General features: G+C 64.7%; 22 protein-coding genes. 4 read left to right on the forward strand and 18 right to left on the reverse strand.

Annotated features, from left to right (window positions below):
- Positions 1-377: 377 nt before the first annotated feature.
- Complete coding sequence (locus ABEH27_RS24575) at positions 378-1,100, forward strand: tellurite resistance TerB family protein (RefSeq protein ID WP_346616056.1); 723 nt, start codon at positions 378-380, stop codon at positions 1,098-1,100.
- A 27-nt stretch (positions 1,101-1,127) separates the two neighbouring features.
- Here ABEH27_RS24575 and ABEH27_RS24580 read toward each other — a convergent pair whose 3' ends face one another.
- Both ABEH27_RS24580 and ABEH27_RS24585 read right to left on the reverse strand, forming a co-directional pair.
- A complete protein-coding gene (locus ABEH27_RS24580; RefSeq protein WP_346616057.1) occupies positions 1,128-1,436 on the reverse strand; it encodes a chorismate mutase in 309 nt (102 codons plus the stop codon).
- A 126-nt stretch (positions 1,437-1,562) separates the two neighbouring features.
- On the reverse strand, positions 1,563-2,111 hold the full coding sequence (locus ABEH27_RS24585) for a YdeI/OmpD-associated family protein (protein ID WP_346616058.1): 549 nt from the start codon (positions 2,109-2,111) through the stop codon (positions 1,563-1,565).
- 435 nt (positions 2,112-2,546) lie between these two features.
- Between ABEH27_RS24585 and ABEH27_RS24590 the strand changes: the two genes are divergently transcribed.
- Positions 2,547-3,467, forward strand: a complete 921-nt coding sequence (locus ABEH27_RS24590) for an NAD-dependent epimerase/dehydratase family protein (protein WP_346616059.1) — start codon at positions 2,547-2,549, stop codon at positions 3,465-3,467.
- Between the two features lie 65 nt (positions 3,468-3,532).
- Here the strand turns inward: ABEH27_RS24590 and ABEH27_RS24595 are convergent, their stop codons facing one another.
- A complete protein-coding gene (locus ABEH27_RS24595; protein ID WP_346616060.1) occupies positions 3,533-3,781 on the reverse strand; it encodes a CsbD family protein in 249 nt (82 codons plus the stop codon).
- 185 nt (positions 3,782-3,966) lie between these two features.
- On the opposite strand from ABEH27_RS24595, the gene ABEH27_RS24600 reads away from it, so the two are divergent.
- Positions 3,967-4,662 carry a GntR family transcriptional regulator gene (locus ABEH27_RS24600; RefSeq protein ID WP_346616061.1) on the forward strand — a complete coding sequence of 232 codons (696 nt, stop codon included), beginning with the start codon at positions 3,967-3,969 and terminating at the stop codon, positions 4,660-4,662.
- 59 nt (positions 4,663-4,721) lie between these two features.
- On the opposite strand, the gene ABEH27_RS24605 is transcribed toward ABEH27_RS24600, so the two are convergent.
- The 15 genes from ABEH27_RS24605 to ABEH27_RS24675 form a co-directional block, all read right to left on the reverse strand.
- On the reverse strand, positions 4,722-4,940 hold the full coding sequence (locus ABEH27_RS24605) for a YceK/YidQ family lipoprotein (RefSeq protein ID WP_346616062.1): 219 nt from the start codon (positions 4,938-4,940) through the stop codon (positions 4,722-4,724).
- A 108-nt stretch (positions 4,941-5,048) separates the two neighbouring features.
- The gene (locus ABEH27_RS24610; protein ID WP_346616063.1) at positions 5,049-7,520 is read right to left on the reverse strand and encodes an alpha/beta fold hydrolase; all 2,472 of its coding nucleotides are present in this window, start codon (positions 7,518-7,520) and stop codon (positions 5,049-5,051) included.
- 9 nt (positions 7,521-7,529) lie between these two features.
- Complete coding sequence (locus tag ABEH27_RS24615; RefSeq protein WP_346616064.1) at positions 7,530-8,972, reverse strand: TIGR01777 family oxidoreductase; 1,443 nt, start codon at positions 8,970-8,972, stop codon at positions 7,530-7,532.
- Positions 8,965-9,450, reverse strand: a complete 486-nt coding sequence (locus tag ABEH27_RS24620) for a cell division protein (protein WP_346616065.1) — start codon at positions 9,448-9,450, stop codon at positions 8,965-8,967. Before ABEH27_RS24620 ends, ABEH27_RS24615 begins: the two co-directional genes overlap by 8 nt.
- Positions 9,451-9,501: 51 nt before the next feature.
- Positions 9,502-11,736: a type II secretion system secretin GspD gene (gene gspD, locus ABEH27_RS24625; protein WP_346616066.1), complete on the reverse strand. Its 2,235-nt coding sequence runs from the start codon at positions 11,734-11,736 to the stop codon at positions 9,502-9,504.
- Positions 11,733-12,245, reverse strand: coding sequence for a hypothetical protein (locus ABEH27_RS24630; protein WP_346616067.1), 513 nt, complete (start codon positions 12,243-12,245; stop codon positions 11,733-11,735). Before ABEH27_RS24630 ends, gspD begins: the two co-directional genes overlap by 4 nt.
- Positions 12,242-12,853, reverse strand: coding sequence for a type II secretion system protein GspM (gene gspM / locus ABEH27_RS24635; protein ID WP_346616068.1), 612 nt, complete (start codon positions 12,851-12,853; stop codon positions 12,242-12,244). Before gspM ends, ABEH27_RS24630 begins: the two co-directional genes overlap by 4 nt.
- Positions 12,837-13,874 (reverse strand): type II secretion system protein GspL, encoded by a 1,038-nt coding sequence (locus ABEH27_RS24640; RefSeq protein ID WP_346616069.1) that lies wholly within the window; start codon positions 13,872-13,874, stop codon positions 12,837-12,839. The genes gspM and ABEH27_RS24640 overlap by 17 nt, the downstream gene beginning before the upstream one ends.
- Positions 13,871-14,584, reverse strand: a complete 714-nt coding sequence (locus ABEH27_RS24645) for a type II secretion system minor pseudopilin GspK (protein WP_346616070.1) — start codon at positions 14,582-14,584, stop codon at positions 13,871-13,873. The genes ABEH27_RS24640 and ABEH27_RS24645 overlap by 4 nt, the downstream gene beginning before the upstream one ends.
- Positions 14,581-15,186, reverse strand: coding sequence for a prepilin-type N-terminal cleavage/methylation domain-containing protein (locus tag ABEH27_RS24650; RefSeq protein WP_346616071.1), 606 nt, complete (start codon positions 15,184-15,186; stop codon positions 14,581-14,583). Before ABEH27_RS24650 ends, ABEH27_RS24645 begins: the two co-directional genes overlap by 4 nt.
- Positions 15,183-15,545: a type II secretion system protein gene (locus tag ABEH27_RS24655; protein WP_346616072.1), complete on the reverse strand. Its 363-nt coding sequence runs from the start codon at positions 15,543-15,545 to the stop codon at positions 15,183-15,185. Before ABEH27_RS24655 ends, ABEH27_RS24650 begins: the two co-directional genes overlap by 4 nt.
- Positions 15,542-15,982: a GspH/FimT family pseudopilin gene (locus ABEH27_RS24660; RefSeq protein WP_346616073.1), complete on the reverse strand. Its 441-nt coding sequence runs from the start codon at positions 15,980-15,982 to the stop codon at positions 15,542-15,544. The genes ABEH27_RS24655 and ABEH27_RS24660 overlap by 4 nt, the downstream gene beginning before the upstream one ends.
- A gap of 2 nt (positions 15,983-15,984) precedes the next feature.
- Positions 15,985-16,407 (reverse strand): type II secretion system major pseudopilin GspG, encoded by a 423-nt coding sequence (gspG, locus tag ABEH27_RS24665; protein WP_346616074.1) that lies wholly within the window; start codon positions 16,405-16,407, stop codon positions 15,985-15,987.
- Positions 16,408-16,417: 10 nt separating this feature from the next.
- Positions 16,418-17,617, reverse strand: a complete 1,200-nt coding sequence (locus ABEH27_RS24670; RefSeq protein ID WP_346616075.1) for a type II secretion system F family protein — start codon at positions 17,615-17,617, stop codon at positions 16,418-16,420.
- A 1-nt stretch (position 17,618) separates the two neighbouring features.
- Positions 17,619-19,307, reverse strand: a complete 1,689-nt coding sequence (locus tag ABEH27_RS24675; RefSeq protein WP_346616076.1) for an ATPase, T2SS/T4P/T4SS family — start codon at positions 19,305-19,307, stop codon at positions 17,619-17,621.
- A 481-nt stretch (positions 19,308-19,788) separates the two neighbouring features.
- Between ABEH27_RS24675 and ABEH27_RS24680 the strand changes: the two genes are divergently transcribed.
- Positions 19,789-20,031, forward strand: a complete 243-nt coding sequence (locus ABEH27_RS24680; RefSeq protein ID WP_346616077.1) for a hypothetical protein — start codon at positions 19,789-19,791, stop codon at positions 20,029-20,031.

Consider the following 20,031-nt stretch of genomic DNA (forward strand, 5'->3'; position numbering starts at 1 on the left):
CTAGGAGCGGCTCCGCTTCAAGACCTTCCCTCGATGATCAGTCGAGAACTTTCGCCTCTTGGGAGGCGAAAGTCGAGATACAAGGAGCGGCTTCAGCCGCGAACACCGGCGAAGCCGGTGCCATCCAACGCGGCGCCTGCTACAGGGTATTCGTCGCGCTCGCGGGCTTGACATAACTCGCAGCCCAGCTTACCGACCGCTCAAGTTAGCGTTTGTTCTGTGAGAGCCGCGCCTGCCGGCGATGGGCTGCGAAGCGGCCAGGGCCTGCAGAAGTCCGCCCACCTACCGGCTTACGTCGGCCAAACGGTCATGGCGGATTACCTTGACGGGACTATCGTTGCTTGTCGGGGCAAACACTACCGACCGAGGGCGGTGCCATGAACACTAGCGATCTGCTTGAACAGTTGCTTCGAGCCGGGCAGGGCGCGCAAGCGCAGCAACGGAGCGGTGGCCCATCATCGCAAGGCGGGTTGGGCGGCGGGTTGGGCGGCTTGCTGGGCGGTTTGCTTGGCGGCGGTGGTGCAACGGGTGGCGGTGGTGGCCTTGGTGGTTTACTGGGCGGCATTCTGGGGGGCGGCCGCAGCGCTGACGGCTATGCCCAGGGGCGCACTGCGGGGGGCGTCAATTACGCGGCTTTGGCATCGTTGGGCATGATGGCGTTCCAGGCCTATCAAAACTGGCAGCGCAGCCAGGCGGCAGCGCCGCAACCGGCCATGCGTACCGTCGACCAGCTGTCCGGCGCCGAGGCCGAGGGCCACAGCCATGCCATCTTGCGCGCGCTGATTGCGGCCGCCAAGGCTGACGGTCGCATCGACGCCCAGGAAGAGCAATTGATCTACAGCGAAATCAAACGCCACACCGACGACCCGCAACTGCAGCAATGGCTGGATGACGAGGTCAGCAAACCACTCGATGCTGCCGAAGTGGCACAGTCGGCCCGGGACCCGGCAATGGCGGCAGAAATGTACCTGGCCAGCGTGATGCTGGTGGATGACCAGCAGGCCGCAGAGCGGGCTTACCTTGACGAGCTGGCCAGCGCCCTGCAAATCGACCCGACCTTGCAGGTGCACCTGGAACAGCAGGCCAAGGGTGCAGCCTGAGCGGGCCCGATGAGCCGCGCTTTGTCATCAGGATGCAGAGTGCTCGCTGGCTAGCTGCGCATGGGTGCTCAGCTCTTCAGCGATGAAGGCCGAGATCATCGCCCGGTAGACTTGCTCCACCACCTGGGCCGAGGCACCGGTTTCATCCGCCATTTGACGAACCTTGCTGATGACTTGCTCGACCCGCGCAGGTGCACGCACATCATCGGTGGTTTTCTTGAAGCCCGCCGCTTGCGTCACGAGCCTTCCGCGTTTGGCGAGAAGAGAAACGATGCTGCGGTCGATCTCATCGATGCGTTGGCGGACTTCGTCCAGGGAGTTGCAACGTACATCCATTATCTGACTTCCTTTTCATGTGCTTTTGAGGGCGGATCAGGCCTGGATTGTAGCCCTCAGTGAATGCCGCTCTCGTTGAGCAATTTGCACGCCTTCCCAGGCATATCCAACGAAAACCATCACTCGCTATTGCACCTCTGGCGCACGGAAGGCCTTGCTGTAGTAGCCAGACGGATCGAAACAGCACACATGCTTCTTGCCGGATGCAAGCATGTCGCATGCATTGGCAATGCGTTTTGCGCGCGTCGCGGGCTGTTTGGCTGAGGTCATCCAGTGTATCCAGTCCACTCGCGCGAGGGTTGTCGTACTGTTCCAGACCTCCCGCGCTTCAGGGGCGTTTGCCAATGCGTTCTCCAAATCCGCTGGAACCTCGGGTTCGGGCTCCTTCTTCACAGGGGCCAACTCCAGCGCAACGGTGTCGCCAATGGCCGCGTTGGCGGCTTGGAGTAACGCAGGACTGATCTGCAGCCAATGGCTCAACTGACCATCCGGCTCAAGGGTTGCCTTGAAAGGCTGCCCATTGATTGTCCCATCAACGGTTGTTCTTCCGCGTCTTGGAAGTTGTGCACTCACGGCCTTTGGCAACACCACGAATGCCCATGCCGCATCAGTTTCAGGTTTTGCCGGACGAAGCAGCTTTGCTTCGAATCGGGATTTCACATTGGTTGTTGTCATTTCGAGGCCTCCAGTCCCGGCGCCAGGTTCAGCCGCCAGATGAGGATGCTGGCGGAGCCGCGCACGCTGTATTAAAGGTCGAAACCTGCGCTTGCCAATCGGGCCTCATCGCCGGCAAGCCGGCTCCCACAGGTACCCCGCAGTGCCGTGGGTTATCTTGTACCTGTGGGCGCTGGCTTGCCAGCGAAGAGGCCCGGTCAAGCGACGGAGATTCCCGCGATACAATGACCCACAGACAACAAAACAACCGTCGGCAGAACCACTGCCAGGATGCCCATGAGCACCCCTTGCGGCATTCACCACGCTTATAAACCGAGATTTGCGCCTGAAGAAGCCCTGGCAATGCTTGACCTTGAACCTTACTTCAACCCTAAGGTATGAACACTGGCGCCGCCTGAGGCAATCCGGCCCGCCGTCCAGTTTCGAGGAAATCGCATGCAAACCATCTTGGGCGCCACCGGGCAAATTGCCGTGGAACTGGCGCGTGAACTGAACCGTTCTTTCACCCAGGAGCTGCGGCTGGTCAGCCGCCGTCCACGCAAGGTCAACGACGCCGACAGCCTCATGCCCGCCGACCTGCTCGATGCGGCGCAGGCCGCCAAGGCCGTGGAGGGCAGCAGCATCGTCTACTTCACGGCGGGCCTGCCGCCAGACACCCAGCTGTGGGAAACGCAGTTCCCGGTGATGCTGAAGAACGCCCTGGACGCAACGCGTGCGGCAGGGGCCAAATTCGTCTACTTCGACAATACCTACATGTACCCGCAGGACGACCGCCTGCTGACCGAAGCGACCGAGTTCGCGCCAGTCGGCCGCAAGGGCAGGGTACGTGCAGCCATGGCGACCATGGTGCTGGAGGAAATGGCCCGGGGCGAGATCCCTGTGCTCATCGGACGTGCCCCTGAGTTTTACGGCCCGGACAAAACCCAAAGCATCACCAATAGCCTGGTCATCGACAAGCTCAAAGCTGGCAAGACACCGCGGGTACCGGTGCGCGATGACACGCTGCGCACGCTCATCTGGACGCCCGATGCCAGCCGTGCGCTGGCGGCGCTGGGCAACGCGCCGGATGCGTTCGGGCAAACGTGGCATTTGCCCTGCGACGACGACCGCCTCACTTACCGGCAATTCGTGGCCCTGGCCGCCGAGGTGGGCGGTCGCAAGGCGGATTATCGGGTGCTCGGCAAGTGGCTACTGACGGCTGCCAGCCTGGTATCGCCACAGGTCCGTGAGCTGCGGGAGCTTCTGCCGCGCTACGCGCAGGACAACCTGTTCGATTCTTCCAAGTTCAAGCAGCGCTTCGCGGCCTTTGAAGTGACGCGTTATCGCCAGGGGCTTGAGCACCTCCTGGCTGGCTGACCACGATCGGCATAGCGGCCCGAAGGGCGCAGCAGGGGGCCTTCTGCGCCATTCAAGCCTGATGATCAGCGGCGCAGCAGGCGGGATACAACCAGCGTGATGGCTGCACCAATCGCCAGGGCCGTGATCGGCTTTTCTCTGACAAAAGTGGAGACGTTGTTCAGGGCATCACCATAGCTTTTGGTGAGCTGGCCGGCTGCCTGGCGCCCGTCGCCCTCGGCCTCTAGGGCCGGGTCCTCGATAAAGCGGCCTACCGCACTCTGCGCTTTACCTGCGATTTTCTCTGCAACACCTTCAACCTGTTCGCGCTTCATAGTGATCCTTCCAAATGAGTGTCAGTGGGCTTGTTGCACAGGGTTAGGGAGTTGAGGAATCTGATTAGTTCAATGCGCATTGCATCAGCTTGCCTCGGCCACCAGCGCTGAGCCGCGCCGATTGCCGCGCCGCATGGGCCGGCGGATAATGCCGGCCGAATGCGTTTCAGGGTTTTGGGGTTGCAATGAAAGACAAGCCGGTCAGCAGCAAGCAGCAGGAAGTCCAGCGTATCGCCGAAGTGCTCGCCAAGGCCATCGCCCAGCATCGGCTGCGACCCGGTGTGCGGCTGGTCGAGGCGCATATCGTCGAGATCATGCAAGCCAACCGCAACCACGTGCAGGCAGCGCTGCAGCGCCTGGCCATGCAGCGTATCGTCGACATCGAGCCCAACCGCGGCGCCACCGTGGCCCAGCCCAGCGCCCGTGAAGCGCGCGAAATCTTCGCCGCCCGCCGTGCGGTGGAGCGGGCGATCGTCGAGGCCATCACCCCGGCGCGTATCGCCGAGCATCAGGCGCGCATCGAACAGCACATACACGACGAACGTGCCGCGACCGCCAGCACCGACCGCCGCGCGATCGTGCGGGAGCTCTGCGAGTTTCACCTGCTGCTGGGGGAGGTGAGCGGCAACCAGGTGCTGGCCGGCATCCTCGACAACCTGATGGTGCGCAGCTCGTTGATCGTCGCCCTCTACCAGCGGGGCGACAGCCCGCCCTGCGCGTCGCACGAGCACCAGGCGATCATCGATGCGTTGCGCGCCGGTGATACCCAGGCCGCCGTGGGCCAGATGATCGAGCACCTGGACGAACTCGAGGGGCAGTTGGCCATCGAGGAGGTAGACGCTGCAGACGTCAACCTGCATCAGGCGCTGTCAGGGCTTTGACCTGCGAGCAAATCCCGGACGTGTTGCTTGGGATGATCCGGGCCTGGTGCAAGGGGCTGCTACATCACGTGGAGCGAGCCCCCGAGATCGCATTCCTTGTCATCGCCACCCATGCCCTGGGGTAGAAATGCGGTGAGGTCATAGGGCAGTAGCACGGTATCCAGTGCGAAAGAAAACGGCACATCCACCAGCGCGATCCAGGCCCCGCTGTTCTCGGTGGCGAAGTTCCAACCGAAGCGCGTGCCCGGGTAGACGCAACGCTGCCCATCCAAATGCATGAACGTGCTCCAGCAGCCGCTCAGCGTGAGTGGCAACACCAGACCCAGTTGGGTCAGCAATATTTTTCGAACAGGTAGCATAAGGGTTGTCTTACAGTCCTTTGTCGGTCAGGAGGCCCGTGGTGTGGCGAGGCCCGTGCCATGTGCCGCTACCAAGCGCAGTTCACCGTCATGCAAAAGTACCTCGCACCCCAGCCACTCGCTGCCCACCTGCGGGAGTACCGCGGACGGCTTGCGCAGTTCGCGCAGCAAGGTGGAACCATGGGACAGGCGCCCACCCATGCGCGCGATGACGGCGCGGGCGGCTTGATACTCAGCATGGCGGCCGGGGTCCAGGCTGTCTTCGAGGAGGATGTCCTGGCCCAGAATGCCTTGCACCTGGCCGGGGTAGATCATGAAGCCTGTGGCCTGTTCGCTGCCCTGGCTACCGTCCTGCCAAAAGCTGCCATCGCGGCTGCGCACCTGCGGGTGAGGGCCGAACCAGTGCGCCCGCTGTGCTTCGGGCATGGCATGGTGCAGGCGGAGGAAAACCCGCATCAGGTTGTCCCGGTACCATTCGCGTACCTGCAGGTAATAGCCGCGCAGGCCGGGCAGGCCGAGCCTGTGTGCCAGCGTGATGGAGGCCGGCCACGCCGGTAGCGGCTGCAGCGGCAGGTCGGTCAGGGCAGGGCGCGGGGTGCCGGGGTCCGTCTCCCAGGGCAGGCGGTGTGGGCTGTTCTGCAGGTTGTCGTAGGCGGTAGCCGGCCTGCCCAGCAGCGCGCCGCCACTGCTGGCCAGCGCCGTGGCGATGCACAGGTTGCCTTGCACTACGAAGACGTAGAAGCGACTGAACCAGTCGGCCAATTGTTGGCCATCGGCACCGTCGGCGCGCAGTTGCGCCAGCTCCTGGTCGAAACGTTGCAGCCCGGGTGCCAGGTTTTGCAGGTGAGCACGGGCACTGCACTGCATGCGCCACAGCCGTGGCAGTGACCGCAGCAGACGCAGCGGGCGCCACGGCAGGGCCGGGGTTGCGCCACCGACTTCACCCGCATAGTTGGCGGCCGAGATGCCCCAGTCGGATAAACGCGCGAGGAACAAGTCGTTATTGATGTACGAGGCACCGCCGAAAACGGCAGTGAAAGGCTCGTTGTCTTGCAGCACACGGCTGTCCCAGCGCGCCATGATCGCCGGGATGCTGGCGGCGGCGCGGCGCTGGCCGTACTCGACGAAGCGGCTGGGCTGTGGCGGCAGAATTTCTGCGATGTTGGCCGAGGTCAGGTGGCGACGCCAGCCATGCTCGCTGATCGGCCGGTATTGCAGCAGCCACAGCTGCTGGCCGTCCCACGCCCATTCGACATCGCCCGGCACGTAGTGGAATGCCTTGAGCACACCCTGCAAGAAGCGCCACAGTGCGGTTGCTGTCAAACCCTGCAGGGCTTGGAACTCACCGCTGCGCCAGGCAGGGCCGAGGCGCGAAAGCGTGGCCCGCTGTGGCGTCGCCTGGCCGTCGGCGAGGGCTTCCAGATGGCCTTCCAGCCATTCCACCTCCACGGCCAAGTGGCGAACGAAAGCGATGCCGGAAACCTGCGGGGTGATGAAGCGCTGCACCACCACTTCCTCAACCCCCTCGCTGCGTAATTGCCTGACGCGTGCCGCGACCTGGTCGCTGGGTACACGCAAGTAAGTGGTGCTAAGGCCTGCGTTGGCGGCATCGGCCTGGTCTTCGCCATAGCTGGATGAACGCACGGCCCATAACGCGTTGGGGGCCGAAGCCAGGAGTCGGGGCAGGCGCGGGTCGGCGCTGTCAGCCAAGGTCAAGGCCTTGGGCACCGGCTGCCCGGCAAGCTCGGCCAGGCGCAGGCGGCCACCTTTGGTGTGGGCGACGAAGCCTTCAGGGCCGGACTCCAGCCAGGCGGCGAACGTGGCCGGTGCGTCGATCCACGGGTAGTGCCCCCAGCCAGCCTGCAAACTGATGCGCAGGTCGGCGCGGGCGAGTATCGCCGACCACGCTGCAGCCTGCGCGATACCCAGCACCTGGTCCTGGTCGCCCCATACCAGCTCGACCGGGTCGGTTATCCATTCCAGCAGCGGCAACGCGGTGTCGGCACGCAGCTGGTCCCAGTAGGGCACAAAGGCCCTGCAACGGCGGTAGCCTTCGCCCATGCGGCGGTACTGCGCAGGTGTCCAGCGCTGCACGGAGAACTTGTGGGCGAACCAGTGCGGCTTATGGCTGAGCAGCCAATGGATGCCTTTGCGCAGGGGCAGCGGCGACATCAGCGCCGGCAGGCGACGTTGCCACAGGAATGCGCCGACCGGTGCCAGCAGTACGCTGCGGCTGAAATGCCCCGGGCGACGCTGCAGTGCATGCAGCACGATCAACGCGTTGACGCCAACCGCCAGGATTGCCTGGCCAGGGCGGGTAAGGCGCAGCAGCGCTTGCGCATAGTCGGCCAGGTCTGCGCAGGGCGGTTCTGGATTGTCACCGAACCCCGGCAACTCCAAGGCTTGAACCTGGTAGTGCTGAAAGTGCGGGATGGCATCCTCCCACCAGTCGGCGGCGCTACCATTGCCCGCCAGCAGGTACAACAAGGGCTTGCTCATGATCGCTCCTCAGGCCAGGTCACGCAGCGCGCTATCGAGCGTCGGGTAGTTGAAGCGGTAGCCCGACTGCTCAAGGCGAGCCGGCAACACGCGCTGGCCATCGAAGAACAGTTCGGCCATTTCGCCGGCCAGGGCACGCACCGGCGCTGCCGGAACATGCAGCCAGACGGGGCGCTTGAGCAGCTTGCCAGCGGTGGCAGCAAACTCGGCCTGGCTGACGGGCTCGGGTGCGACCATGTTGTAGGTGCCTTGCATCGAGGGGTCAGCCATCGCACGCGCCATGACCTGCAGCACATCGTCACGGTGCACCCAGCTGATGATCTGCTGGCCATCCCCCATGCGCCCGCCCATGCCCAGGCGCAACGGCATCAGCAAGGGCGTCAAGGCCCCCCCAGGGCCGAATACCACGCCCAGGCGCAGGACTACCTGGCGAGTACCGAACTGGTTGGCAGGGCTGGCCGCCGCTTCCCAGCGTGCGCACAGCTCAGCCATGAACCCGGCACCTTTGTCGGACGTTTCGTCCAGGCGCTGGCTGCTTTCGCGCACGCCGTAATAGCCAATGGCAGAGGCTTGAATCCACAGCGCCGGCTTGTGCCTGGCCTGTTGCATCCAGCGCAGCAACGCCTCGGTGGTGCCCACTCGGCTGGCCAGTAGCTGAGCCTGGCGGCGGGCGGTCCAGCGTGGCCCGGCGACCGGCGCCCCGGCCAGGTTGATGACCACATCAAAACGCTCGTCGTGGCCGAGCTTGTCGAGGCTGCGCAAGCAGCGGGCGCGGCCGTCGAACAGATAAGCAGCGCGCAGTGGGTCGCGGGCGAGGACACTGACGGTATGCCCCGCATCAAGCAATTGGTTGACCAGGGTCTCTCCGATAAAACCGGTACCACCGGTCACCAGCACCTGCTGGTAGGCACCGCCTGCAAAAGGGTTGGCCGGCAACCCTCTGCGTTGCATGCGCAGAGTGGCCAGTGCATCGCGGACACCCGAAGCCGTCACGCCAACGGCGAACAGCGTCAGCAACCAGCCGCGCCAGCCGAGGTCGAGTGCAGCCAGGCCAGTGGGCAGGCTGGACCACTGCAGCAGTTGCAAGCCGTACAGGGCGAAGAAGGCCCCTGCGTTGATGGCCAGCACGGTGTGCATGATGCGCTCGATGGCCGGCAGCTTGCGGCTGCGGTCCTCGACCACGAAGTCCCACAGGGTCAGGCCTATTTCCAGGGTGAACACGACGGCCACGATAACCGCCCAGACCCCCTGGAAGGCCACATGGGCGATGCCGAGAAACAGCACACCGTAGCAGCAGGAGCGCACCGCGTGGATGGCCAGCTCCAGGCGTGCACTGTGGCGTCGGGGCAAAGCAACGGTCAGTTCATGGTGGTAAAGCGTGTCGAGGGCACCGAGCACCCCTTGTATCAGCAGCAGGTTGATGGCCCAGGTCAGGATCGGCAAATCAGCCACGTTCAAGTCCTTTCAAAGTGGTGGTGGGGCGGTCATGGCGGTAAAGCCACAGCAAAGGGGGCAGCAGGGCGAGCAACGCCAGGGCATCGATGGCCAGGTGCGACCACATCCCGGCCTGCAGCGACACCAGCACGTCCTGGGGCGCCCATAGCACGATGCCGAACGCCAGCCACGCCCAGGCGCTGTGGCTGCGCAGGCGGTTGCCCAGGTGAATGAGACCGAGCATGTACAGTGAGTAGCTTTGCAGGGTGGCGCCAAACAGGGCGAGCCACCAGACCTGCTGGTGGCGGGCCGCTGCCGGGGCGGCCTGGCCCCAGAACGCCTGCTCGATACTCAGTTGATAGGTGCCAAGCAGCGCGGTATTGCCGGCCCAGGTCAGGCCCAGGCCTACCAGCAAGTGCACCAGCGCGGCCGCTTGCAGCCAGCGCACCAGTGCACGGCGCACACGGGCCTTGTGTGTAGATGAGGGGGGTAGCATTCCTTGTCCTGTCGGCTTCCATGGCGCCGGCCAGTTTACCCCAAGCCTGCCTCAGTGAGCGCCTGCCGATTGCAGCTTGAGCAGTTGCATCTGCTGACGGTAATCAGCCGTCACCTGCCGCGACTGTTCGGGGTTGTTCACCACCTTGGGCGTGATCAGTACGATCAACTCGGTGCGGTCACGGCTTTTAGAGGTGCTGCCGAACAGCCAGCCCAGGCCGGGAATGCTCGAAAGGCCGGGCACGCGAGTATCGGACTGGCCGTTGTCCTGCTTGATCAGGCCGCCGAGCAGCACGGTCTGGCCGCTCTGCACGGCCACCTGGGTCGAGACGGCGCGGCTGGAAATACGCGGGTTGGGCTGGGTGGTGGTGACGGCGCTGTCGTCGGCGTCGCTGACCTGCTGCTGGATGTCCATGTACACCAGGCCACCGGGGTTGATCCGCGGCACCACGTCAAGGATCACGCCGGTCTGCACGTACTCGACGCTGCTCAGGGTGGTGTCGGAGGTGCTGGTGTTGACGGTGGTCTGGCTGATCGGGATGTTGTCGCCGACCTGGATCTGCGCCTGCTGGTTGTTCAGCACCACCAGTGACGGTGCCGAGAGCACCTGGGTCAGGCCGCGGGTTTCCAGGGCGCGCAAGGCGACCTGCAGGTTGTTGCTGACAAAGGAGTAGAACATCGAGCTGCTGCCCAGTGCGACGCCACCGGCACCCAGTGCGCCTTGGCTGCCGCTTTCGTTGGCGACGGTGGTGCTGGACGAGTTGCCGGCCAGGCGGCCCAGGTACCACTGCACGCCGAGGTCGAGGTCGCCGGTGAGCTTCACTTCAAGAATGCGCGTCTCGATCTGTACTTGCAGCGGCGGGCTGTCCAGGCGCTTGATCGCTGACTCGATCTCTTTCCATTGGGCCGGACGGGTCCGTACCAGCAGCTGGTTGCTGCTTTTCTGCGCGGTGATGCGTACCGATTCCTCAAGGCTCTTGGCCGAGGCGTCGCCGGGCTCCACGCTGCTGGTGTCGGTTGGTTCAGCGTCATCGTACGCGTCGCCCGAGGAGTCTTCGCTGTTGTTCTCCTGGGTGCCCATGCCGCCCAGGCCTTGCGAGGACTGGCCAGCGGTACCGTTGAGCGAAGTCAGGCTGGTGGTTTTCAGCCCTGGCGCAACCTTCGCTGCCTTGTCGTCGGCGATCTGCCCCGAGCCGTAGATCTGGCGCAGGTAACGCGCCAGGTCGGCGGCTTTCATGTTGCGCACGTCGTACACGAACAGCTGCGGTTCGTTGCCGCCACCCTCGTCGATGGTCCTGATCCAGTCGCCGACTTCCTGCAGGTATTCCGGTTGTGCGGAGATGGCGACGATCGAGTTGGTGCGCTCGTTGGGCATGAACCTGACCATGTCCGACAACGGCATGCCGCTGTCGGGGCCGAACAGCTTCTGCAGCTGCGGCATGAGTTCCGCTACCGAGGCGCGTTGCAAGCCATAAACGCCGATCGACATGCCTTTGAGCCAGTCGACGTCGAAGGTGTCGATGGTGTCCTGATAGTTCGCCAGTTCATCCGGGGTGCCTGCCAGGCTGATCACGTTGCGTGCAGGGTCCACCAGCAGGAAGGCGTTCTCGCGCACGAACGGTTTGAGCAGTTTCTGCATTTCGCTGGCGCCGATGTAGCGCAGCGGGTAGAGCCTGGCGGCCAAACCGCTGGCCGGCTGGGCGACCGTGGTTTCGGGCACCAGCTTGCCGGCGACGGCCTTGTCTGCAGGCAGGATCACGTAGCGGTCACCCTGGCGGATCATGGCGTTGTCGGTCCACGACAGCAGCGTTTCCAGGATCGCCAGCGCCTGCTGTTTGGTCACCGGCTTGGAGGTAGAGAAGCTCACGCTGCCTTTGACGCCTTGGCTGATGCTGTAGTTTTCGTGCAGCAGGTCGCCCATGACGCTGTTGATCACCGCCTCGATGGGCTGGTCGGTGAAGTTGAAGACGATGTCGCCTTGTTCGGCCTGGGCCTTTGATGCTGCGGGGGAGGCGGGCCGGATGAACCGCTGGTTGCCCTTGATGATCTGCCGGCCAGGCGCCGTGCGCGGGGTGGCTGCGGCAGGTGCGTCGGCGCTGCCTGCGGCGGGCATTTCGGCGCTGGCAGCGGGGGCAGGGTCGCCGGCGCCGTTCAAGGCTTGCTGCATCAGCGCCGGGTCGGTTTGCATGTCGCGCGGCGAGGTGGCGCATCCGGCCAAGGCAACAGCGACGCTCAGGCCGAGCAACGGGGTGAGCAGAGGGTTACGAGAAGCAAGTGGCATGGTCATGGGGTTTCAATACGCGGAAGGGTAATGGCGGAGGCCTTGGACGGCGGCGGCAGGCGCAGCACGGGCATGCTCAGGGTCTGGTTTTGCCCGGCACGGGTGAAGGTGGCGGTCAGCGGAGTCAGCTGGGTCAGGGCCCAGCCGCTGGCCAGCGTTGTGCCCAGTGCGACCTTGCTGGCGGGCTTGTTGCCTTCGCGCAGGAAGGCCCAGCGGGCCTGCCCGTCGAGCACCACGCCGGTCAGGGTCAGGTTGGCCAGCGCGGCGCTGTGCTGGCCTGGCTTGTGGGGGTCGGGCTGGCGGTCGACACTGAAGATGGGCTGGGCCCATGTGGCGGCGCGCGCCGGCTGCGCCAGTTCAGCCAGCGCTGCCGGCGGCAGCCGGGCAGGTAGGGGTGCAGGCGGGTGCGCGGGCAGCCATTGGGGAGGGTTGGGGGCAAGCAGCAGCCAGGCACTGGCCAGCAGTGCACCCAGGTTGATGGTCAGCAGCACCAGGGTTGATCTGCGCAGCTTCATGAGGCGCTGCCCTCTGCCGTTGGGGCGCGCAGGTAACCGCGTATCAGCAGGTGCACCTCCAGGCGCCCAGCGGGGCCTTTGGCCGGCGCCGCGGAGCTGCGACGGATGCTCAGTTGGTCGATGAACAGGCTCGGCTGGCCGTACTCCAGCGCATGCAGCAGGGCGGCCAGTGGCTCGATGGCGCAGGTCAGCGTCAGGCTCACGTTTACCGGGCGATAAGGCTCGGCTTGTTCCTGCTCGGCCGGGGCGATGGGCATGCGCTGAGTGATGTCGCAACCCGGCCCACGTTGCGCCTGGGCCTTGACCTGGTCGACCGCGTGCTGCATCAGGTCGGCGGCGACGGCGTTGGGGTCGTCGCCCGGCAGCAGGCTGTTGCGCTGGGCGGGGTCATTCTGGCTGCGCTTGAGTTGCGCCTGCAGGCCAGGCTGCTCGAGCATCAGGCTGGCGTAGCGGCGTTGCTGTTCGCGCAGGGCCTGGGCTTGTGCATCCAGGCTGCGCAATGGGCCGAGCCACAGGCACTCGAATAGTACGTACCACGATACCCACACCAGCAGGCCAAGCAGGCCGAGCGCAGCAATCTTGCGTTCACGGTTAGTGAGCGGGCGCATTCGCCACCTCCTGTCTGAGCTGCGCGGTGATGGAAAAGCGCTCGCGGCCGGTGGCCTTGTCCGCCTGGATGACGCCCTGGAACTGCGCATGCTCAAGCGTTGTGCAAGCCTTTACCTGGGCCAGCAAGGCGCTGGCGTGTGCGCTCTGGCCGGTGAACGTGACATGCGTACCATCGCGTACTTCCAGTTGCTCCACCCAGGTGTCACTGCCCAGGCAGGCAGTCAGGTCGGCCAGCAGCGCGGTGAGCGTTGGGCGTTGCGCCTTGAGGCTGGTCAGGTAGGTTGAGGCGCCCAGGGTACTGTCGAGGGTTTGGCGCAACTGCTGCACCTGCTGGGTGGCCTGCCGCTGTACGGCAACCTCGCGCTGCATGGCCTCGACTTCGCCCTGGCGGCGGTCGAGCCATGCCGCTGCCAACAAGACCGTGCAGGCGCAGCAGCCGAGCCAGAGCCAGCGATTGAGCCTGCCGCGGCGGGCGAGCGCGCCGGCACTGCCGGTGGGCAGCAGGTCGATTGACAGGCGTTCGCCATGCGGGCCGAGGGCATCGATGCCGGTCAGTTGCACGCCCTGTTCGCCACAGGCCGCGAGCATGTCATCCAAGGCACTGCGGGCGATGGCCACCAGCTCGACCTGGGCCAGTGGTGCCCGGCGATGCACCACGCGGGCGACAAAATGCACCTGTTCGGCGGTGTATGGGGTGTACCGATCAATCTCGTAGGCCAGTACCTGCAGGAGGTTGCCGGTGGCCGCCAGCGGCAAGTCGATGCGCTGCGCCAGCACCTGCGACGCATCCAGCAGCAGCACCGCAGGGCCCTGTTCGCAGTGTGCGGGCAACGGCCACGGCAGTACCCGGGGCGTATTGCCAGTGGCCAGGCGTGAAGCCAGCGCAGGCGGCAGCATGCCCTGCAACTCGGCCAGCCAGGCAGCCAGCCAGCGCGAGGCAAGGCTGGCTTGCCAGCGTGCCTGGTACACCTGCCACTGGCTGCGCCACTGCGCCGCACAACGGGCGGCTACGCGGATCAATCCTGCCACCGCAACACCCGGTACGGCTTGCCGCCGGCATAGCCGGGCAGCAGCACGAAGGTGGCCTTGAGGCGTGAAGCAAAGCCGCTGGGCAGGGTGGCGGTGCTGGTGACGGTCAGAATCTGCCCGGCATCCAGCGCTGGCCCACGGTAGCGCGGCAGGCCGAGTGCTTTTGCCAGGGCCGGTGCGGCCAGGCTCGGGTCGGGTTGGGCAGTGCCCGACCAGACGGTGATGAAGGGCAGGGCGCGGTCATAGAGGGCATACGACATGCCGGGCAGTTCGCGAAATTCTTCAAGCATTCGCAGGGGTACCTTGTTGCGCCTCTTCCTTAAAGCCTGAGTGATGGTTCTGTAGCGTTCGTCGCTGGCACCACTGGCGCGCAGCAATTGTTCCACTGAGGTGGCCGGTGCTGCGTTGAGGTCCAGCTTGCCGCGCTCGCTGACCACGCTCAGGTGCAGCGTGCTGTCGGCGAACCGCAGGGCGTGGTCGCTACCGTCGGCGAGCCAGCGCGCAGGCCCATCGGCGAGCAGGTTGGCCACGGCCAGATTGAAACCTGCCTGGGCGGCGAACGCGGCCTGGGTCTGGTTGCCTTGCCAGCGCGCCTGGCGCTGCTGCAACTGCACCGAAACCGCCAACCCGCCCAGCAGCACGCTCAGCAAACCGACCACCCAGAGCACCAGCAGCAGGGCCGCGCCGCGCTGCCGGCTCATGGCCGACCACCGTCGCCGGACAGGTCGAGCAGCAGGTTGACCTGCAGCAGCGGCCACGCCTGGCTGCCCTGCAGCTGCACCGCCACCCGTACGGCCTGCGGCAAGCGCTCTGGCCAGGGCCACTGCGGTTGCCAGCCGGTGAGCTTGCCCAGCGGCGAGTAGCCGCGGTAGCTCAGCTGCAGCCCCTTGACCCCATCGAGCAAGCGTTGCGGTTCGCCCCAGGCCTGTAGCCGTTGGCCCTGAAGCCTGGCCAGCTGGACCTCCAGGCGCCCGTCACGCAGCCCTAGGCGCTGGCGGTAAATACCGCCGCCCACCGAGCTGGGCAGGGTGGCAAAAAACACCACGCTGTCGTCTTTGCCCTCGAACGTCGTGGTGTGGGCGCCGTTGCCGGTGGCTGCAGCCAATGGCAGTACCTGGCTCAGCGACTGGCGCACAAAGCGTTGCGTGGCGCGCAGTTCGTCGAGCCTGGCGCTGGCGCCCTCGGCCTTGGCCACGGCGCGGTTGGCCGCCACCAGTGCGCCGCCGACCAGCCCGAGCAGCAACCCCAGCAGGCTGATCACCACCAGCACTTCAAGCAGGGTAAAACCGGCCTGGCGCTTCATTTATGGGCCCCGGCTACGCGAGCGCGCAGGGTGCTGTAGTGCGACGTGCGCCCGTTATCGCTCAGGGTGAGGTCCAGTTGGTAGAGCGCCAGGCGCGATGTGGCTGCCGGTACCTGATTAACGTCGAGCACCCATTCGATGCCCTGCCAGCTGCCGCGTTGCTGGCCCACCGCGAGCTCACCGAGGTCGAAGTCGTCCATCAGCGAACGCGCCGCCGCGTTGTGTCGATCGCTGTTCTGCACCTGCACCAGCGCGCGGCTGCTCTGGGCGAATGCACCCAGCAGGATGGACGACGCCACCACCAGCAGGGTGATGGCCGCGAGCATTTCCAGCAGGGTGAAACCGCGTTGCCGAGTCATGGCAGTGCCCGCAACTGCACGCTGCCGGTCAGCCAGCTCACATCGATACGCCAACGCGCCTGGCCACGGCTGACCAGAATGTTGCCGCCACTGGCTGCTCCGTCGGGGTAAAAGTCGAACGCCGCGCCCAGGCCGCGAGCGGTCTGCAGGCGCACGGTAAAGTCTTCAGGCCAGCCCTCTGGCTTGCGACCGGGTGCCTGCACCTGCCGGCGCTGCAGGTCGAACCGCGCCCTTACTGGGTGCCCGCTGGCAATGGCTTGCACCCGGGCGCTGCGCAGGGCCGAAACCATGTGCGCCAGCGCGCTGCGCTCGCTGGCCGCGTGCATGCCCCGGCCAATGCCCAGCGCCAGGATCGATGTGGCAACGCCGACCAGCACGATCACGATAAGCACTTCGAACAAGGTAAACCCGTGTTCGCGGGGCGGGCGGGCTGTCACGGTTACTCCCAGTTGCCCAGGTCGGCCTTGTAGCCTTCACCACCCGATGCGCCATCCTGGCCCAGGAAGATCAGGTCGAAACTGCCGTGGCTGCCGGGGTAGTGGTAGGCGAATGGGTGGCCGAACGGGTCGAGCAGGTCCGAAGGTTTGGCATACGGCCCAGCCCAGCGGCTGGCGGTGGCAGGCTTGTTCAGCAACTGTTCCAGGTTGGCCGGTGGCGCGCCGACATCCAGGGCATAGCTTTCGATCTTCATGCTCAGGCTGGCCAGTTGCGCTTTGCCGGCGCCGTACTTGCCCTTGTCGACGTTGCCACCGACCTGACGCACGACGATGGTCGCGACGATACCCAGCAGTACGATCACGGCGAGCATTTCGAGCAGGGTGAAACCCGCTTGACGGGCGTTGGGGCGTTGCTTGGAGCGCATGGGCAGGTTCCTAGATATTGCTGGTCAGGCTCATCAGCGGCAGCATGATGGCGAGCATGATTGCCGCCACCATCACCGCCATGACGATGGTCAGGGTCGGCACCAGCGCCGCCAGCAGGCGGTCGATGGTGCGTTTGGCTTCAAGGTCGTAGACATCGGCGACTTTCAGCAGCATGGCGCCGAGGGTGCCGGACTGTTCGCCGACTTCGATCATCTGCAGGGCAAGTTCCGGCAGCAGGGCGTCCGCCGTCAGCGCCAGGGTCAGGCTGCTGCCTTGCCTGACCTGCTCGGTGGTTACGGCGACGTGCTCACGCAGGGCATGGTTGGCGCTGACTTCGCGGCCGATGGCCAGCGCGCCGAGCAGGCTGACGCTGTTGCTCAGCAGCGTGCCCAGGGTGCGCGCCAGGCGCGCGGTTTCGAGGCGCTGCAGCAGCGCGCCGAACACACGGTTGCGCCATAGGCGCCGGTCCTGCGTGATGCGCCGCTGCGGGTTGCGGCGTGCGGCCAGGCCAAGCCATATGGCGCCGAGCAATGTCAGCAGGCTGGCCAGGCCCCAGGCATTGACGAATTCGCCCAGCGCCAGCACGGCGCGGGTCACCCATGGGATGGGCACGCCCAGGTCCTGGAAGATGGGGACGAACTGCGGCACCACATAGGCCAGCAGCAGCGCCAGCGAACCGACCACCCCGATGACCAGAAATGCCGGGTAGATCAGCGCGTTGATCACTTCGCCGCGCAGCTTGTGGCTTTGCTCCAGGTAGCCATTGAGCTGCCCGAGGGTCACGTCCAGCACGCCGCCGGCCTCACCGGCCCGCACCAGGCTGGTATAGAACGGCGAGAAACTGCCGGGGTGTTCTTCGAGGGCCTCGGACAGCGGCACGCCTGCTTTTACCTGGTCGCGCACCCGTTCCAGCACCGCCCGCGCAGCGGGCCTGCGGACGTTCTTAACGACGGTGCCGAGCGCTTTGTCCAGCGGCTGGCCCGCGCTGATCAAGGTGGTGAGTTGTTGCGTGAGGGTGATCAGTTCGACCGGTTTGAACACGCTGCGCGCCTTGCCCGGGCGCAGCAGGCGGCTGCCTGGCTTGAGGCTCAGAATCAGCAGACCGCGGCGCTGCAACTGCTGCGCGGCACTGGCGCGGTCGCCGGCATCCACCTCGCCATGCTGCTTGCGGCCTTCGCTGTCGAGTGCGCTGTAGGAAAAAATCGGCACCTCAATCACCCCCCGTGACGCGCAGCACTTCTTCGAGCGAGGTGATGCCCGCCAAGGCTTGGCGCAGGCCATCCTGGTAAAGCGTTACCAAGCCGTTCTGGCGCGCATGGGCCTCCAGGGTGGCGGCATCGGTCTGGCGCATGAGCATGCCGCGCAGGCCTTCGTCCATGACCAGCAGCTCGGTGATCGCACTGCGGCCGTGGTAGCCACCGCCGGGTGCCTGTTCGTCGGGGCGGTACAGCATGATCGGCCGCTGCTGCGTATAGCGCGCCAATTGATGGCGCTCGATCAGCTCGGCCGGGGCCTCGAACGCAATACGCGTGGCCGGGTCGAGCCGGCGTACCAGGCGCTGGGCCAGAATACCCTGCAGGGTGGAGGCGAGCAGGTAGCCTTCGACGCCCATGTCCAGCAAGCGGGTAATGCTGGCCGCGGCGCTGTTGGTGTGCAGCGTCGACAGCACCAGGTGGCCGGTCAGCGATGACTGGATGGCGATGCGGCAGGTTTCGAGATCGCGCATCTCGCCGATCATGATCACGTCCGGGTCCTGGCGCACGATCGACCGCAGCGCTGTGGCGAAGCCCAGGCCGATGGCGGGTTTGACCTGGATCTGGTTGATGCCGGTGAGCTGGTATTCGACCGGGTCTTCGACTGTGATGATCTTGCGCTCGGCGGTGTTCAGGCCTGCCAGCGCGGTATACAGGGTGGTGGTCTTGCCCGAACCGGTCGGCCCGGTGACCAGGAAGATGCCATGCGGGCGGGCCAGCAGTTGCTCGACCCGGTGCAGCGTTGGCCCATGGATGCCCAGGCTTGCGAAGTCGAAGCTGACGGTTTGCCGGTCCAGCAAACGCATCACCACCGACTCGCCGAAACTGGTCGGTACCGTCGAAACCCGCAAGTCCAGCTCGCGGCCCTGGATGCGCAGCATGATCCGCCCATCCTGTGGCAGCCGGCGCTCGGCGATATCCAGCCGGGCCATGATCTTCAAGCGCGAGATGACCGCCGCCGCGTAGCCGGCGGGCGGGGCTTCGCCTTCGACCAGTACGCCGTCGATGCGGTAACGCACTTTCAGCTGTGTCTCGAACGGTTCCACGTGGATGTCCGAAGCGCGGCGGTCCACCGCGTGCTGCAGCATCAGGTTGACCAGGCGGATGACCGGCGCCTCGGAGGCCATGTCCTTGAGTTGCTCGATATCGCCTTCGTCGACGCTGTCGTCGTCCAGCGTCTGGATCAGTGCGCCCATCGCCGAGCGACCTTCGCCATAGGCCTGTTCGATCAGTGCCGTGACCTCATCAAGGGTGGCGACCACCAGCTCGATGGGCTTTGCGGCCTGATAACCGAGTGCGTGCAGGGCGTACGCCGAAAGTGGCACCGCCGCAGCGACCCGCAGGTGGCGGGCGCTTTCGCCCAGGGCAATCACACCATGGTGGCGGGCGAAGCGCTCTGTGGCCACGGGTGGGGCTTCGACGCTTTCCCCGTTGAGCCGTGGGGCGCTCAGCAACTCGGCATAGGCGGTAGCCATTTGCTGTTCTTTTACTGCCCCCAGGCGCAGCAACGTGCGCAACTTGTCATGTTCGCCAATACCCTGAGCTGCGCCCAGCCGAGTGACACGGTGCATATCGGCAGGTTGCAATGCGCCAGCATCGAGCAGCCACTCACATATGGCGTCAGCAGTAGGGATAATTGATTTCATAATGATGGCTTAGTTCAAGTGCTGGCTATATAGCGGCACTTTACTAGTTTCAGGACTGGAGGTGGCCGGGAGAATACTGCGGAAATTTATCCCGTGCAACAGAGTAAAATTTGGCAAATTCCTTATAGCGCAAATGGCTATTCGCACGGGCTTCGATAGCTTATCAGCTTAGTAAACCTAATAGCAACTAGGTTTAGTGGAGGGTGAATTGTTGCAGTAATAGTAATAAAAAAGCAATAAAAAATAGGTGTCATTGGTTATTGCTTAATGCCAATTGCGCAAAGTGGCGCTTATTGTGTTGGTGTTGTGCTGTTGAATATTGTTTTTAACACCCGATATCCACGTTTTTTCCATTAATTTCTTCACGCTGGCCAGCCTGTTCTCATCACGGCTTGAACTTTTTATTTAAGTGCCCAGACTTACGCGCCGGCTCACCCTGTTCGGTCCGCCAATTCCTGTATTCCTTTTCGAGAACTATTCGATGAATAGACTATTGCTGTCATTCGCGTGTTCGGCACTGCTCGCCTCGCCGCTGTCTGCACTTGCAGATTCAACGGCCACCTCGACTGACTCAGCGGCTTATCAAGCACGCGAACAACTGGAAAGCCAGCGTGAACAACTTTCAGGTGTCGGCGGTGTTGCCCAGCGCAGCCCTGAGGCCAATGCGTTCGTCGATGCGCCGGTAGACACCGACGATGCGCCGGCGCTGGTCAGCCAGCCCTGA

The sequence above is a fragment of the Pseudomonas sp. P39-UII1 genome (genome assembly GCF_039672635.1).
Lineage (GTDB): Bacteria > Pseudomonadota > Gammaproteobacteria > Pseudomonadales > Pseudomonadaceae > Aquipseudomonas.